Raw genomic sequence first — 14,437 nt, forward strand, 5'->3', positions numbered from 1 at the left:
AGCGCGGATCAGCCACTCTTCTTGTTCCGGAGTCATTATCAACTAGAGCGAGAGGATGCCAAGATCCTACCACCAACTCCCCTCTCCCTCAGGGAGAGGGGCCGGGGGTGTTCGCGTGAGCGGCGCGGAGCGCTTGGGCTGCTCCCTCAGGGAGAGGGGCCGGGGGTGAGGGCAATGGAGAGTAGGGAACTCGAATCCCTGACCTCTGCGGTGCGATCGCAGCGCTCTACCAACTGAGCTAACTCCCCGTGTCTTTACCAGAATAACCCAAGTCCGCCGCCAAGATCTCCCCCGCCTGCAGCTCCAGCCCTGCAAAAACCTTCGAGGGCACCCGCTCGGATCCCTTCAGCTCCAGCAGGTCGTACCAGCCCTCGTGCAACAGCAGCAGGCTCACCTTCTCCTCCATCGGATCCACAATCCAGTACTCACCAATGCCCAAAACACAGTATTCCGCCCGTTTGGCTCGGTAGTCCGCCGCCCGGCTTGATTCGCTCACCACCTCCACCACCAACAGCGGCGGCGGATCCTCCAAGCGAATGAGAGCCTCTCGGGATCCCATCTCCTGCCACTGCTGCAGAGGCAGCACCACCACATCCGGGATCCGCACCGTATCCCAGCGGTTGCCCCGCGGCGACTGGATCCCGATAGCCATCGGCTGAGAAGTCCACGGCAGCCCCTGGCGCCGGATCTCAACTCGAAAAGCGGTATTGAGGAAATCCACAATCTGACCGTGCCGTCCGGTTGGAAGGGCCATCGGCACCAACTCCCCCGCCACCAGCTCATAGCGGGTATCGCCGCCATCGGAATACTTGAGGTACTCTGCCAAACTCAGGCGAGCCGCTGTCGGCCCAGGAACGGATCCTATCGTCAAAGCCACAGCCGCCTCCAAAAGCCACTCTGCTGCCATCCTAACTCCCCTCTCCCTGAGGGAGAGGGGCCGGGGGTGAGGGTCATCCCTCAGGGAGAGGGGCCGGGGGTGTTCGCGCTAGCGGCGCGGAGCGCTTGGGCCTACCGCCGTTCCAAAAAATCGCGGCGCAGATCCCGAATCTCCTGCAGCATCTCCTTCATCTCTGCCGCCATCTCGTCGGTGCGGCGTTCAATAGCCCGAGTGCGCTCGTCAAAGCGCTCCAGCGCCTCGCGGAAAAACTGCGCCAGCATCGCCTGCCCCTCGCGGACTTCCTGAATCAGAACCTGTTGATTCTGTTGGACAAGGCGCAGCTCCTGCTGAGCAGCTTGCAGCTCTTTTTGGGCAGCCTGCAGCTCTTGAACGGCCTGGATTAACCACTCTTCTTGCTCTGGAGTCATCGTCAAAAAACTCAACAGAGGATAAGAAAACCCTACTCCCCTCTCCCTGAGGGAGAGGGGATGGGGGTGAGGGATCGGGGGTGAGGGCCTCAGTACAGCGCCTCTTCTTGATGGGTGATGATGGTGCAGTCAGAAGTGGGGTAGGCCACGCAGGTCAACACATAGCCCTGCGCAATCTGATCGTCATCCAGGAAGGATTGATCACTTTGATCCACCGTGCCGCTTACCAGCTTGCCGGCACAGGTCGAACAGGCCCCGGCGCGGCAGGAATAGGGCAGCTCGATCCCTTGCTCCTCCGCCACATCCAAAATGTACTCGTCATCCGGCACATCGATGGTGACGTTCAAGCCTCGCTCTTCGTTGATCAGAGTGACCTTGTAGGTAGCCATCCTGGTTGGGTCTCCAGAAAAAACATCCACTCCTCATCCTGCCACCCTTCTGCCCCGGATCAAGCACCATTTTTCAGAGAAATAGGTAGATCTCCCGGTTTTTTAGAGTTGGATCCGAGAAAACCTTGCTGGGCAAAGATTCCGGCCACGTCTCACCTCCCTCGGCCAAGCCTCAACCCAGCCTATGGAGCAGAGTTGTACGAAGCAGTAGCCACAGGCAAGCTCATGCTATCGTCTGTGACCCAGATCACTCCCCATTGGCCCGGAAAAAGTCGATAACTCTTGCCAAAGCTGCCGCATCTGCCTGTATGATTAGCAGAGTAAACAGGCTAGCCACCAAACTGGCGTGTCTGCGTCTCCCCTCGATTGGCCATTTCTCAGAAGGCTTAGGTTGCCCTGAGCGAGCCGATCGGGTAATGTGAGGGAAGTGTTCAGCCGAACCCTACTTTTTGGTTAAGAGGAGAAACATGAACGGAACAATGCACAAGTGGCTGCTCAAGTCACTGGGGTCTCTGTCTCTGGCATCGACGGTGGTGCTGCTGCCCATGCTGCTCACCGGTTGCGGCGAAGATAGCTCCGGCACGTCGGTGCCCGTACCGCCCCCGCCCCCGCCGGCTCCTCCGGCTCCCCCGGCTCCGCCGCCAGCACCTCCCACCCCTACTCCCACGCCTACGCCGGTGGGACGTGTTATCAGCATCAGCCCCGCCGATGGCTCCACCAACGTTGCCATCACCACCTCGATTACCATTCGCTTCAGCGAGCCGGTGCGCGAGGCTCCCTTGGCTCAAGCCCTGAGCATCACCTCGGTGGCGCCCCAAGCCGGAGCTGTCCCGCCTCGGGATCTGGCCTTCAACTCCGACCGCACCCAAGTCACCGTCACCTTCCGCACACCCCTGAGCAACGACTCTGTCTATCGGGTCACCATTTCGCGGGCGGTGCCGGATCTGTTTGCTTCGGGCCGCAGCCTGGCCGAAGACTTTGTGGCCACCTTCACCACCGGCAACGTGGCGGCTACTGGCGGCCCGGTTAGCTTGCTGCCGACACAACTGGCGGCGGTGACGCCCAACGGGCAGGTATTCTCCAGCCCGAACGTGGTGCCGGTGGGGTATGGCATTCGCCGCAGTGGGGTAGCGGAGAACCTGCCGGTGGGGGTTTACACCGACTACCGTGCGGTGCTCTCCTTCCCGATTCCCGACAGCATTCCGTCCAACGCCGCGGTGCAATCTGCGCAGTTGACGCTGGTGCAGTTGCCCTCCAACGACTCGGCGCAGATTGGAGACTTTGGCGATACGGGGCGCGGCTTTTTCTTCCTGGATCCGACGCCGCACAACCTGCCGGCCAACAACGTGGTGTTCCAGGAAGTCACTCTGGGTGCGCCCAACAACGTGGTTTCCAGCGACTTTTTTGCGCCGGCTTCCACGCCCAGCTTCATTGCGTTGAGCATCAACGGCAACGTGTTGGGTGGGGATGTGTCGGCGGGGCCGCGGACGGCGGATGTGCAGCCGGGTGTGCAGCGGTCGGTGTCGGGCACGCGCTTCTACCAGGTGCGGCTGCAGTGCGCCAAGGAAGTGTGGAACAACCAGGCAGCTCCGGTCTTTTTGGTGACTACGGGAACGACGTCGGTGACGACGACGGGGATTGTGACGGCGACGCAGCGTTTCAACGTGACGGCGACGCAGACGTTTGTCGTTACGGGTGCGGCGAGTGCCACGGTATCCAACACCATCACCGGTGCGGTGACGACGCCGTTTACACAGGAATTCACGGCCAGTGGCACTGTCTCTGGCGTGGCTACGGCAGTAAGGACAGTAGTAGGGGATAGAACTGAATCCTTTTCCTTCAGTGTCACTGGAACTGCTATCTTCACTGCCTCTCGACCTATTACAGCGGGCCTTGGCTTTACCTCGGTAGCCAGCGCAACGGTGACCTTTGCGGCCACAGGCACGGTCGTTGGCTCTGAAACCCGCTCCGAAACGGTGACGGTCACCGGCTCGGTCACGGCCTCTGCCACCACTACGGTGACGCCCTTCACCCGCACTGCTCCCAATGCTGGCTTCGAAATCAGCCAGGGAGCCAACGGGGTCTGCCGCGCCGAGTTCGACCGCGAGCCGGCTACGGGCACGGGTGGTTCGCCCATCACCACTGCTCGTGGTCCGCGTCTGGATATCATTTTCTCCATCCCGCGCTAGCGGCGCCTCTAAATCTAGGCTGCCTCTGTAGTCCAGGAGCGGCCAAATACAGGAAGTGGGCAGGTCTTGAGAGCCTGCCCATTTTCCTAGGCCGCTAAATCTACAAATTCATCTGATAGAATCGTTGCAGTCAAGGCTTGGAGATATGAGAACCGAGATTCAAGAGCTCCTAGAGCGAGCATTTCGCCATCATCGCTCGGGTGAGCTGGATCAAGCTGAGAAATGCTACCTGGAGATCTTAAGCTTAGAGCCTAACCAGCCTGATGCCATTCAGTATTTGGGCATACTGGCCTATCAGCAGGAACAATACGTCAAATCTGTGGAATGGCTGGAAAGGTGTGTCAGCCTTGGTCAAAGGTCGGCATCGCTTTACACTAACTTAGGTGTGGCTTACGAGAAGCTAAACCGACCCGAAAGGGCAATAGAGTGCTATCAACAAGCCATCCAAATAGATCCAGAAAGCCTTAATGCAAACTTTAACTTAGGTCTGGCCCTTATCCAGCTTGAGCGCTGGGATGAAGCAGAGAAAGCTTTTCTGAAGGTTCTGGAGCTGGATCCGCAACAGTTTGAGGCAGCATACTTTCTCGGACAGGTACTACTAAAGTTAGGCCAGGTAAATAGTGCTATCGGCATCCTAAAGAAAGCAGTAAAGGATCAGCCAGACTACCTTGAAGCTCATCTTCAGTTAATTGATGCCTTTTCTCTATCTGGAGATAAGGAGCAAGCTATTCGACACGCAAAGCAAATAGAGCCCCTATTTTCGACTAGTGCCGACTTGCAAAACAAACTAGGTTTATTGCTAGTAGAACTGGGACGCTATGAAGACTCAATCACTGCTTTTCAGAAAGCTTTGATGATCGAGCCCTCTGCTGTCACTCACTTGAACCTGGGTAGAGTATACGGTGAGGTCGGCCAAGAAGATAAAGAGATGGAGCACTATAAGAAGGCTATAGAGATCAATCCGAACTATGCAAAGGCTTATAACAATCTAGGGGCAGCTCTGAGCCGAAAGATCCAACCCCAAGCTGCAACAGAGATAGCCGTTCAGGAGCTAAATCTAGAAAGCAAAAAAAATCTTGAGGATCGATACCAAGCTATTCAAGCTGCAAGAGATTGCTTTCAAGTCGCCATTTCTTTGGATCCAGGGTACGCCGAAGCTCACCACAATCTGGGTGTTCTTTACAGGACAGAAAAGCGGTTGCACCTAGCCAAGCATCATATATGTCTTGCTATTGAGCTAAATCCAGGGGAATCAGAGTATTGGCATAGCCTGGGATGCTACTACTTAGATCTTGCTATGGGTGAAAAGGCAGTTCGATGCCTTGAACAAGCAATTAACCTAGATCCAACATCTGCCCGAGCCTACAATAACTTGGGTCTTGCCTACCAGTTATTGGGGAAGAAAGAGGAAGCAGACTTTGCTTTTCATAGAGCTGCGGAGCTTTCCCCAGACTTTGCAGAAGTTTACTGCAACATCGGAGCTAGACTCTTTGAGCAGAAAAAGTACGATGATGCTTTAGAACATCTACAGGAGGCCATAAGGCTCAAGCCTGAATTAGCTGATGCATACTTCTACAAAGGCTTGACCCTGGCCAAGCTATCCCGAACTCAGGAGGCCATAGATAATTATCTACTGGCCATTGAAAGAAAGCCAAACTTCGCCGTGGCTTACCAAAATCTAGGCGGTGCTTATCTAGAGCAATGCAGATTACGTGAAGCACTGGCTAGCTATAGGAAAGCTCTCGAGATCGCTCCTGACTTTGCGGGTGCGATGTCAAATATCCTTATGGTCTCGCATTACTCAGAGAACTTTGATCCTCTAGAAACATTCTTGGAGCATCAACGGTGGGGTATTCGCTACCAAAGCCAATATCAAAGTTACTGGAAGCCCTACACAAACTTGCGAACCACTCAAAGGCCACTTAGGATCGGCTACCTGTCAGGTGATTTTCGATTGCATTCGGTACACTTTTTCATGAGTTCAATCTATGATAACCACAATCAAGAAAACTACCAGATTTATTGCTACTCAAATGTTGATCAACCTGACATGGTAACTGAGCAGCTCTCTGCATGGGCGACAGGATGGAGAGATATCAGTAAACTGAGCGACGAGAAAGTTGCAAGGCTAATCAGAGAAGATCAAATTGATATTCTGGTGGATCTAAGCGGGCACACTGGCGGTACAAGAGTACACGTAATGGCTCTCCGTCCTGCACCTGTACAAGTTACCTACCTCGGCTATCCTGACACCACCGGTATGACCGTCGTGGACTATAGAATAACGGACAGCTTCGCAGATCCCTATGACGTAACTGATGGCTTGAATACCGAGAAGCTGATAAGAATGCCCCATAGCTTTCTCTGCTATAAGCCTTCTCGGGAGGCACCTGAGGTCACGGATCCACCTGTGGTTAAGAATGGCTTTATCACCTTTGGGTGCTGCAACAACCCTTCCAAAATTACCCCCCGAGTAATTAAGTTGTGGGCAACGATACTAAAGGCGGTACCCAACTCAGTTTTACACTTAAAGAATCAGCGGTATAGAGATGAGAGCACCTGTAAGATCTTCCTGCAAAGAATTGGAAGCCACGGCATTTCGGAAGAGCGAGTTAAGCTTGAATATGGTAGACAGGGCTTTGCTGAGCACTACGCAGCCTATGGAGAGGTGGACATTGCCCTAGATCCGTTCCCCTACAACGGAACAACGACAACCTGTGAGACATTATGGATGGGAGTTCCGGTAATAACGCTGGAGGGCTCAGCACATGTCTCCAGAGTTGGTGTGTCAATCTTAAAAACAGTAGACTTGCCAGAGCTAATTGCACAGACAGAGGAAGATTATGTTCGTATTGCCTCAACGCTGTCCGAAGATATAGAGCTTCTGGTCTGGATGAGAAGGACTATGCGAGAGCGTCTCTGTTTGTCTCCCCTTCTTGACGGAAAGAGATTTACAGCTTTTTTAGAGAAGGCATATACCCAGATATGGGAACAGTACTGCCAAGATAGGAAAGGTAGAATTAGGTTCACAGATTTGCCATTTAAGTTTCGCAAGCATCCAAACTTGGCTAAACTTACTAAGATGGTTAGCTAGGAGCAACGGGTAAGCATGTTTAATCTACATATTGGTGGTAGAGAGCCACATCCTGACTGGAAAATACTTGACGTTTTGCCCTCGCCTGAAGTCGACTACGTCGCAAACGCAATTGACCTCAGCTTATTTGAAAGTGAAAGCGTAGATCAGATATACGCCTCACATGTTCTTGAGCACTTTGATTATCGAGAGGCAAAGGTAGCTTTGACAGAGTGGTATCGGGTACTGAAGAAAGGAGGAAGATTATATATCTCTGTGCCCAACCTGAAAGCGCTATCTAGAGTTCTTCTAAAGGACGATCTTTCCTATGACCAACTGGTGTGCATCATTAGTATGTTCTATGGTGGCCAGGTCGATCAGTATGACTTTCATAAATATGGATATACCATTGAGAATTTAACTCATTTACTCAAAACTGTTGGCTTTGACTTCATCGTCCAAGTAGATCAGTTCGGTATGTTTAATGACGCAAGCACAATTGTTTACTGCAATGAGCTTATCAGTCTAAATGTAATTGCTCACAAGGAGTGAAGTGAAGAAAGGAAGTCATGTCTGAGTTATCTATAGCCTCTGTCTTGGGAACCTCAATGCCTCGCATTAAAGTAATTGCTGCAGGAGCATCTGATCTTGGGACTCCTGAGATCTATACTGAAATGATTCACAAGGGCTATGGAGACTTAGTTGCATTTGAGCCCAATCGAGAAGCATACGAGCGGTTAAAAGAGAAAAGTTTTAGCAGCTCTAATGTTTTATACCTTCCTATGGCTGTTGGCGACGGCTCTGAATCGACTCTTTATCTAACCAACACCGGGATGACCTCATCTCTGTTCCAGCCAAACTATCAACTGCTGGAGAGGTTCCACGATCTAGCTGAGCTTTACCAAGTCGTCTCAGAGGAAAAAGTCAAGACGGTTCGCCTCGATGACTTGGAAGAGGCTTCAGATGCAGACTGGCTTGTCATGGATACTCAAGGAAGTGAGCTTAGCATTATCCACGGCGCCGCTCGTCTCCTCAGCGAGAGCATTGTAGTGGTTCAAACTGAAGTCCTGTTTGTCCCCCACTACATTGGCCAGCCCTTGTTTTCCGACATAGATATTGCTCTGAGGAAGCATGGCTTTCTTATCCATAGCCTTACTGGGATTGCCTGCCCAGTTATGAAGTCCTTTCCCAAGAATCTGACTTCTTTGCGCACCCAAGCCTCCTGGACTGACTTTATCTATGCCAAAGACTTTATGCGAGTGGGAGAGCTTCCCTCCAGAAAGCGGCTAGCACTTGCCGTAATTCTTCACGAGGCCTATCGCTCATACGACTTATGCTCTCATGTGCTCAAAATTCACGACGAGATAGAGGGCACCTCATTCTATGATATTTACCTTTCGAAGCTTTAAGATGTTATGTTTTTCGCCTTCAGGTCAAGGAAAGACCACATTCGCTTGGCCGCTTCTTCCCACGTCATATTTTTTGTGTAGATCAACCCTTGCGAGAGTACAGAACCTCTATACTTTGTATCTCTCAATTGATCGATTGCCTGCGATATGGCATGTGGCTCCAGAGGTATCTCAATCCACGGTTCAGGCGCATTGGCATGTTCCACTTTTCTTTGAGATTCTCTGAGAATGATAACTGGACAGCCACATCGCATCGCCTCGAGAACATAATTGCCCATTCCAAGCTCGGGTTCAACCTCAAGTAACCCCGTAGCTCCTGTATAGAGTAGCGGTAACTCGTCAGGCGAAAGTTTGAGGTTGTGGATTCGAGCTCGAATTGGTTTAGATAGGTCCACGAAAGATTCCAAAGGTGAGTCAGTCCTACTTCCATCAACTGATAGGTAAACAACTTCCGGAACTTGCCCAGAAGCTATCTCGCTCAGGCTATCTAGGATAGCGCGGAAGGCTATCTTTCTTCGTTCCCCTGCTCCCGCCCTGTAAATGATGTAGGGACGAGTCAGATCTCGCTCTTCTCGAAACTTCCGTAGCTTTAGAGGAGGAGATGGCCCTAGGTCACCATGCAAGCCTGGGTAGATAACTTCAATATCTTCTTTAGAAATACCAGGATATTTTGCCATCAAGTTTGATGCCACCCACTCAGACGGACATATAAATGCCGATGCATTCAAAATGGAGTTATGTTTCTCTTGAGCTGCCAAGTTTGACAGAAACTCTTGGCTTTCATCCACACTATAAATCATTGCCACACTAGGTGTTCTAAGAGGATATGTGTACAAAGTTGAGATAAAGAGCGTTGCCTTAAGCTGGTCACAGGCGCTCTGCAGACCTACATGATCGGATTCAGCGTCTTCGTAACTATAGTCAGGAATCACCGCTATGACTGTATCGCCTGGAAGAGCAATACGTTGGCTTTCTCTCACCAGTACCACAAAGTCTCGACTGTGGCCAAGCTTTAACCATTCACCTACAACATTTTGCCAAAAGGTTATAATAGACGGTGGGGTTTCTAAGTTACTCTGCAAAGCAACACCATCAACAACAATCATTGGCTTTCCTCGAGCAAATCTTTAAGTAAAGACAACAGGCTTGAATCAAGCTTCTTAGATGGAGATAGGTCTTTCTGGAGGACGCCGTCCTCTATAAGACTAGCGTAGCGCGCTTCGGGAACTGCAATTAAGTTTATCGCAGAGAGGCTGCGAGCTTGTTCCCGAGCTCTCGATAATTCGTTCAAGGTGGAGTTGTATGCAAAAAAAGTGTACCCCAGATCTGACAGGTAAGAGGATGTTTCCCTCGACACAAATCCCCCACCATCTTTTGCTTCTAGCTGAATGAGTGGGAGACAGCTTTTTATAAGTTCTCGACCTCCCTGTATAACACCTAGGGGATCTACAACTACATCTATCTTGACCATATCGACCAAAGGCTTTCTGTAAGAGCGCCACCAATCATCTAGCGTAATTTGCCGGATGATCTTTACAGGGTGGGCTACTCCCGAAAGGTTAGTTACCACTCTATTGTACACACTATCGTCTGTTTCTAGAAAATATGTCTGCCCTGACTCGCTACCCACTGCATATGGGTTTATCGTAACTTGCGATAATCTATTAACGCTGACATTGTGTTTTAATATTTCCACACAAGATTGAGTTGGCTCAAACGCAATTACTTTGCCTTTGGTTCCTACGGCCTGGGCAGCAACAAGAGTGTATAAGCCTACATTTGCCCCTACATCTATAAACATCATTCCCGGCTTCAGGTAGGACCTAACAAAGTCTATCTCTGACTCAAACCATCTTCCTTGGGCCAGACAACAATGAGTAACTAGTGAGTCTAAACTATCTTCTAGCCTCATGGTGTAACCCTCGTAGCATATATCAACAAATTCTCTTTTGCTTCTCAAATTTATCGAGTTTGATTCACCCATCTTTCTTTGAAGAAAGCTTACAGAAGTTTGATAACAGGCTTGAGCCCATCTTTTGGCTGTTTGTGTGGCCGTCATAGCCTGAATTTGCCTCAGATGCCTTATACCTTCGATCTGCAGGTTTTTAGATAGACCAAGGCCTAGGGTTGCTTTAGCTCTTAGATCTTTGGGGTGAATTGAGGCAGCAATGCGCCAAAAAGGAATTACTTGTGTTTGGTAAGGCAGCCCTATTCTTTCTGCTATCCAGCGAGCTAAGTAATACAGGTACTGATCTATAGATGGTAGATCCGGATCAAGTGGCTCAAAGTCAGGGGAATCAACTTTCCATGCCAACTCATAACCTTCTATGTTTGGAGGGGGAATATCTTTCCATCTCTCTGGGTTTAACTCTAACTGGTTCAAGAGTTTAAGTGCTTCTTCTAAAAAAGTAAATGAGACACCTAGAACCCAAAGTGCATGGAGTCTATTCAATAAGCAGGGCAGATGATTTGGCTCAGTACTGATCCCTTGATTCCAGTAGTAGAGTGATACTGACCAAGCGTTTCTTCTTTCCTTTGCAGTGGGAGCCGTTTCTGCTGCACGGGCTTGACTGATCCCGCGAGCATTCCAGGTTGAGCCTGATTCAGACAATGGGACTGCCATTTCCTTACCTAAGCTTAAACTTGTATTATGACCTACCGATTTATCCTAGCTGACGCAGCCTTTTGCATACTGCTGAGCAGTAGACTCAGTGCATAACTCTACACAAGCAGCAGCCATGGAGGGTAGTGTCACGAGAGGCTGCCGGTTAACCATAGCATCAAAGCTGTACGTTTGTTGTCACTGCTTCCTGGAATGGTATCATAGTTCTGATTTTCGGAGATCGTCATTTTGAATTGGACAGTTACCTCAGGCAGGCCTGACGCAAGTACGGCAGACTCCATCTACCTGTTACATCTCTTAAGCTTCCAGGCCCAATCTGCATCTGCTATTGTTCTCAACTTTCGAGCCAACGTCTGCCGAGGTTTGTCTCGAGACAGCGCATCTTAACAAGGTTGTTCCTATGCTACGTCACATCAGCACCTGTACTCTCCTTCTCAGCTTGGGTAGCACGATCGCCTGTACGCAGGCCACACCAGCGCAAACCCCCGACCAGGTGGTGAGCACCTTTATCGCTGCCACCGAAAAGGGGGATTGGGGCACCGCCGACGGCTACCTGACCGAGCGCTTCAGCAATGCCCTCAGGCCGGGATCCCTGCCTTCGATTTGGGGGGCAGCGGGAGAGAATGTGCAGGTGCGCAACCAAGAGGTGAGCGGCAAGACGGCCTACGTGTGGGTGGAGGGCGAGTCCTCTCTGGAAGAGGCGGCGCAGCGCCTGGGGCTGGATCCCTTGACTTTGCGCAAGTACCTGACCGAGCCGGATCTTGCCGATCCCACCTATCAGCAGTTGGCCCCGCAATTGGTGGGCCTGCGCCTGGAGGGAGACACGGTGACTTCCCGCCTCAAGCTCACCCTTTACCGACAGGAGGGCGGCTGGCGAATCGAGGTGTGGCAACCGGATAAGCCGCCCGCAGAGGGATCCCAGCCGGAGAACCCTGAGCCCTCTCCGGCAGAAACTGAGCAACCTGCCGAAAATCAGCAGTGAAGTGGCGGGGGAAAGGTGTTGAAGAAAGCTTGGTTCTTGCTGGCCCTGGTTTTGCTCAATGGCTGCGGGCAGACGCAAACGGCCAAGGAGACGCTGCAAGCCTTTGTGCAGGCGGCCAACGCTCGGGATTTTGCCACGGCAGAAGCGCTGCTCACCCCGCGGCTGCTGAGGGGGATCCCGCCGGGCGCCCTGGATCGCTCCTGGCCCTCGGCAGAGGAGTTCACCCTCACTCCTATCCAGGAGGTGGGCAACACGGCCATCTTTCGGGTGGACGCAATCCTGAAGCCGGAGGCGGTGGTGCCTACTTTGCACTTCCAGTTCACCGCCGCGGAGCTGCAGCAATTCTTGACCGAGCCGGATCGGGAGGATCCGCGGTTTCGCCCTTTTCGCTCCCAGTTGGGCTTCTATGAGCCGCTGCCGGACGGGCGTCTGCGGGCGGCGATGGAAGTTACTCTCTACCGCCAGGCCCAGGGATGGCGGGTGGAGCTGGCCCGTCTGCAGCCTCTAAACACGAGAGTTCTCTACGAGCCGATCCAGCTAGCAGAAGAAGCACAACCTTTTCGACTGACAGGAACGGTGCGGCTCCTCAACCGCGAGGAAGGCTGGATCGGGGTCAATTTGGACGAGGTCAGCCCCAACCTGCAGCGCTACGCCGGCACCTGGGTCTCGGTGGTTCCTGCGGAAGATGTCCAGGTCATCCGCCTTGGCCGCCCCGCCAGTTGGCTGGAGCTGCGCCCAGGGGACGAGGTGGAGATGGAGGGCAAGGTGCGTTTTGCCGTCAATGCCGACGCCGAAGGGCGGATCCCGGCGGCGATTCGGGCCGAGCGCATCCGGGTGCTGCAGATCCCCAGCCCCTCTCCCTGAGGGATGGCCCAAGCGCTCCGCGCCGCTCACGCGACCACCCCCGGCCCCTCTCCCTCAGGGAGAGGGGGGTAGTGTTCCATCGTGGGTGGGAGGGGAGCTAACGCGGGATCCCTGAACTTAGCGCAGGGGCGAGTGCAGCAGCACCACCAGCCGCTCTTCCAGGAACTTGAGGTTGGCCACCACTTGGTTAAAGGCCTCTTCGGGGGTCCAGTCCATGAGATCTAGGGCCTTGGCCGCCAGCGCCTCCACGGGTACAGGCTCTTCCCCAAAAACATCAATCAGCCAGCGTACCGAGAAGGGATCGATGACAATGTTGCCTTCGGATCCCGGCCAGCCGTTGATGTTGACCGGGCCGTTGTCGCGGATGGCATTCTCGAAGGCAACCCTGGCATTGAGCCGGATCAACAGGGGGTGGGCTTGCACAGAGCCATCCCGCCATTCTTCTGGGGTAAAAGGAGCTGCTGGGGCGGGGCGGGGATGGCCGCACCAAAAGTCAATCAGCCGGGTCAGGTTGGGAAAAATCAGCTCGATAAAGTGCAGCAGCTCCTCTTGGCTGAGCTTTTTAAGGTGGCGCAGGGCGTAGGGAACCGGCTTGGTGAGGACTCGCTCCAGCTTCCACTGCTGCCAGTTCACCATGCTAATGAACTCCAGCCCGGCCTGGCGCAGCATCTCGAACACCTGGGGCACCGTAAAGCCCTTGTCGCTGCGCAGCAGAAAGTTGGCCAGAATCCCGTTGGTGGTTTTGATGGCGTCTCCCTGCCAGTGGCTTTTGACGAAGCTGCCTTCATGGAGGGCATCCATCAGCTCTCTGAGGATGGGGACGGCTTTGGCAGCGGGCTCGTCCATCACCCCCAGCAGCTCCATGGCATCTTGCATGTTGAAAATAAACTGCCGCTGATAGAGGCTGTGGACGTTGGTGCGGATAATGCCCTCGGGTTTAAGCACCTGGCGCATGCCTTTGAGCCCGGCCACCGGGTCTTCTAGCAGGTAGAGCACGTCGTTGCAGGCGATGAAATCGAATTGTTGCCCCAGCGCCTTCATATCGGTGATATCCATCACCTCGAAGCGCACATCTGGGATCTGGTGGAACTCGAAGCGCTGCCGGGCCATCTCCAGCGACTTCGGCGAGATATCCACCCCGACAAAGGCAGCGCCTGGGTTGGCCGTGGCCAGAACCAGGGTTTCCCAGCCGGAGCCGCAGCCGGCGTTGAGCATTACTTTGCCCTCAGGTTTAACCACCTTGCGCTCCCGCACGTAGCAGGCGGTGGTGTAGCTGTTGGCAAACAGGGCAAAGGTATCTGTAACCGTCTGCTCAATGGGAACGTTGGGATAGGGAAATTCGTCGAACTGCGCCTGCACCAACTTCGAGGCAGATTGCTCCGGCATAGAGATCCCTTTTTCTCTGGAGCCTATGGTAGCCAATCTTTAGCTTGACAGCGCCTCTTGTTTATTCCAGCCGCTCCTCGGTTTGCGGGTCAAAGAGGTGGAAGCGATCCATGTCGAAGACCACTTCTGCCCATTGGTTGACGCGAAGCTGGGTACGGGGATCCACGCGGGCCACAAACTCCTGCTCGGGGAGGATCCCTTCGGGGTCGGCGGCGCT

General features: G+C 53.1%; 12 protein-coding genes and 1 tRNA gene. 6 read left to right on the top strand and 7 right to left on the bottom strand.

The window, feature by feature from the left end:
- Positions 1-175 precede the first annotated feature (175 nt).
- The 4 genes from NW863_RS09125 to NW863_RS09140 all read right to left on the bottom strand — a co-directional run bounded on the left by NW863_RS09125 (position 176) and on the right by NW863_RS09140 (position 1,694).
- Positions 176-248: transfer RNA gene (locus NW863_RS09125), tRNA-Ala, on the bottom strand.
- Positions 239-907 carry a Uma2 family endonuclease gene (locus tag NW863_RS09130; protein WP_414365893.1) on the bottom strand — a complete coding sequence of 223 codons (669 nt, stop codon included), beginning with the start codon at positions 905-907 and terminating at the stop codon, positions 239-241. Before NW863_RS09130 ends, NW863_RS09125 begins: the two co-directional genes overlap by 10 nt.
- A 101-nt stretch (positions 908-1,008) precedes the next feature.
- Positions 1,009-1,305: a hypothetical protein gene (locus NW863_RS09135; protein WP_414365894.1), complete on the bottom strand. Its 297-nt coding sequence runs from the start codon at positions 1,303-1,305 to the stop codon at positions 1,009-1,011.
- Positions 1,306-1,394: 89 nt separating this feature from the next.
- The gene (locus NW863_RS09140; RefSeq protein ID WP_414365895.1) at positions 1,395-1,694 is read right to left on the bottom strand and encodes a ferredoxin; all 300 of its coding nucleotides are present in this window, start codon (positions 1,692-1,694) and stop codon (positions 1,395-1,397) included.
- Positions 1,695-2,161: 467 nt separating this feature from the next.
- Here NW863_RS09140 and NW863_RS09145 point away from each other — a divergent pair, with 467 nt between their 5' ends.
- The 4 genes from NW863_RS09145 (at position 2,162) to NW863_RS09160 (ending at position 8,365) form a co-directional block, all read left to right on the top strand.
- The gene (locus NW863_RS09145; RefSeq protein ID WP_414365896.1) at positions 2,162-3,883 is read left to right on the top strand and encodes an Ig-like domain-containing protein; all 1,722 of its coding nucleotides are present in this window, start codon (positions 2,162-2,164) and stop codon (positions 3,881-3,883) included.
- Positions 3,884-4,028: 145 nt separating this feature from the next.
- Positions 4,029-6,977 carry a tetratricopeptide repeat protein gene (locus NW863_RS09150; RefSeq protein ID WP_414365897.1) on the top strand — a complete coding sequence of 983 codons (2,949 nt, stop codon included), beginning with the start codon at positions 4,029-4,031 and terminating at the stop codon, positions 6,975-6,977.
- Positions 6,978-6,992: 15 nt separating this feature from the next.
- Positions 6,993-7,508, top strand: coding sequence for a class I SAM-dependent methyltransferase (locus tag NW863_RS09155; RefSeq protein ID WP_414365898.1), 516 nt, complete (start codon positions 6,993-6,995; stop codon positions 7,506-7,508).
- A gap of 17 nt (positions 7,509-7,525) precedes the next feature.
- Positions 7,526-8,365, top strand: coding sequence for an FkbM family methyltransferase (locus NW863_RS09160; protein ID WP_414365899.1), 840 nt, complete (start codon positions 7,526-7,528; stop codon positions 8,363-8,365).
- On the opposite strand, the gene NW863_RS09165 is transcribed toward NW863_RS09160, so the two are convergent.
- Both NW863_RS09165 and NW863_RS09170 read right to left on the bottom strand, forming a co-directional pair.
- Positions 8,362-9,471 carry a hypothetical protein gene (locus tag NW863_RS09165; protein WP_414365900.1) on the bottom strand — a complete coding sequence of 370 codons (1,110 nt, stop codon included), beginning with the start codon at positions 9,469-9,471 and terminating at the stop codon, positions 8,362-8,364. The two genes, NW863_RS09160 and NW863_RS09165, sit on opposite strands and share 4 nt — an antisense overlap.
- Entirely contained in the window at positions 9,468-10,988 is a 1,521-nt protein-coding gene (locus tag NW863_RS09170) for an FkbM family methyltransferase (protein ID WP_414365901.1), read from the bottom strand. Before NW863_RS09170 ends, NW863_RS09165 begins: the two co-directional genes overlap by 4 nt.
- Positions 10,989-11,388: 400 nt before the next feature.
- Here NW863_RS09170 and NW863_RS09175 point away from each other — a divergent pair, with 400 nt between their 5' ends.
- Both NW863_RS09175 and NW863_RS09180 read left to right on the top strand, forming a co-directional pair.
- The gene (locus NW863_RS09175) at positions 11,389-11,970 is read left to right on the top strand and encodes a hypothetical protein (RefSeq protein WP_414365902.1); all 582 of its coding nucleotides are present in this window, start codon (positions 11,389-11,391) and stop codon (positions 11,968-11,970) included.
- 15 nt (positions 11,971-11,985) lie between these two features.
- Positions 11,986-12,834, top strand: a complete 849-nt coding sequence (locus NW863_RS09180) for a hypothetical protein (protein ID WP_414365903.1) — start codon at positions 11,986-11,988, stop codon at positions 12,832-12,834.
- 117 nt (positions 12,835-12,951) lie between these two features.
- On the opposite strand, the gene NW863_RS09185 is transcribed toward NW863_RS09180, so the two are convergent.
- Entirely contained in the window at positions 12,952-14,220 is a 1,269-nt protein-coding gene (locus NW863_RS09185) for a class I SAM-dependent methyltransferase (protein ID WP_414365904.1), read from the bottom strand.
- Positions 14,221-14,437 lie beyond the last annotated feature (217 nt).

The sequence above is a fragment of the Synechococcus sp. B60.1 genome, assembly GCF_047462555.1.
Taxonomy (GTDB): Bacteria; Cyanobacteriota; Cyanobacteriia; order Thermostichales; family Thermostichaceae; genus Thermostichus.

Coding starts and splice junctions, on each gene's coding strand:
- NW863_RS09130 (WP_414365893.1), bottom strand. CDS start 907: ATGGCAGCAGAGTGGCTTTTGGAGGCGGCTGTGGCTTTGACGATAGGA.
- NW863_RS09135 (WP_414365894.1), bottom strand. CDS start 1,305: ATGACTCCAGAGCAAGAAGAGTGGTTAATCCAGGCCGTTCAAGAGCTG.
- NW863_RS09140 (WP_414365895.1), bottom strand. CDS start 1,694: ATGGCTACCTACAAGGTCACTCTGATCAACGAAGAGCGAGGCTTGAAC.
- NW863_RS09145 (WP_414365896.1), top strand. CDS start 2,162: ATGAACGGAACAATGCACAAGTGGCTGCTCAAGTCACTGGGGTCTCTG.
- NW863_RS09150 (WP_414365897.1), top strand. CDS start 4,029: ATGAGAACCGAGATTCAAGAGCTCCTAGAGCGAGCATTTCGCCATCAT.
- NW863_RS09155 (WP_414365898.1), top strand. CDS start 6,993: ATGTTTAATCTACATATTGGTGGTAGAGAGCCACATCCTGACTGGAAA.
- NW863_RS09160 (WP_414365899.1), top strand. CDS start 7,526: ATGTCTGAGTTATCTATAGCCTCTGTCTTGGGAACCTCAATGCCTCGC.
- NW863_RS09165 (WP_414365900.1), bottom strand. CDS start 9,471: ATGATTGTTGTTGATGGTGTTGCTTTGCAGAGTAACTTAGAAACCCCA.
- NW863_RS09170 (WP_414365901.1), bottom strand. CDS start 10,988: ATGGCAGTCCCATTGTCTGAATCAGGCTCAACCTGGAATGCTCGCGGG.
- NW863_RS09175 (WP_414365902.1), top strand. CDS start 11,389: ATGCTACGTCACATCAGCACCTGTACTCTCCTTCTCAGCTTGGGTAGC.
- NW863_RS09185 (WP_414365904.1), bottom strand. CDS start 14,220: ATGCCGGAGCAATCTGCCTCGAAGTTGGTGCAGGCGCAGTTCGACGAA.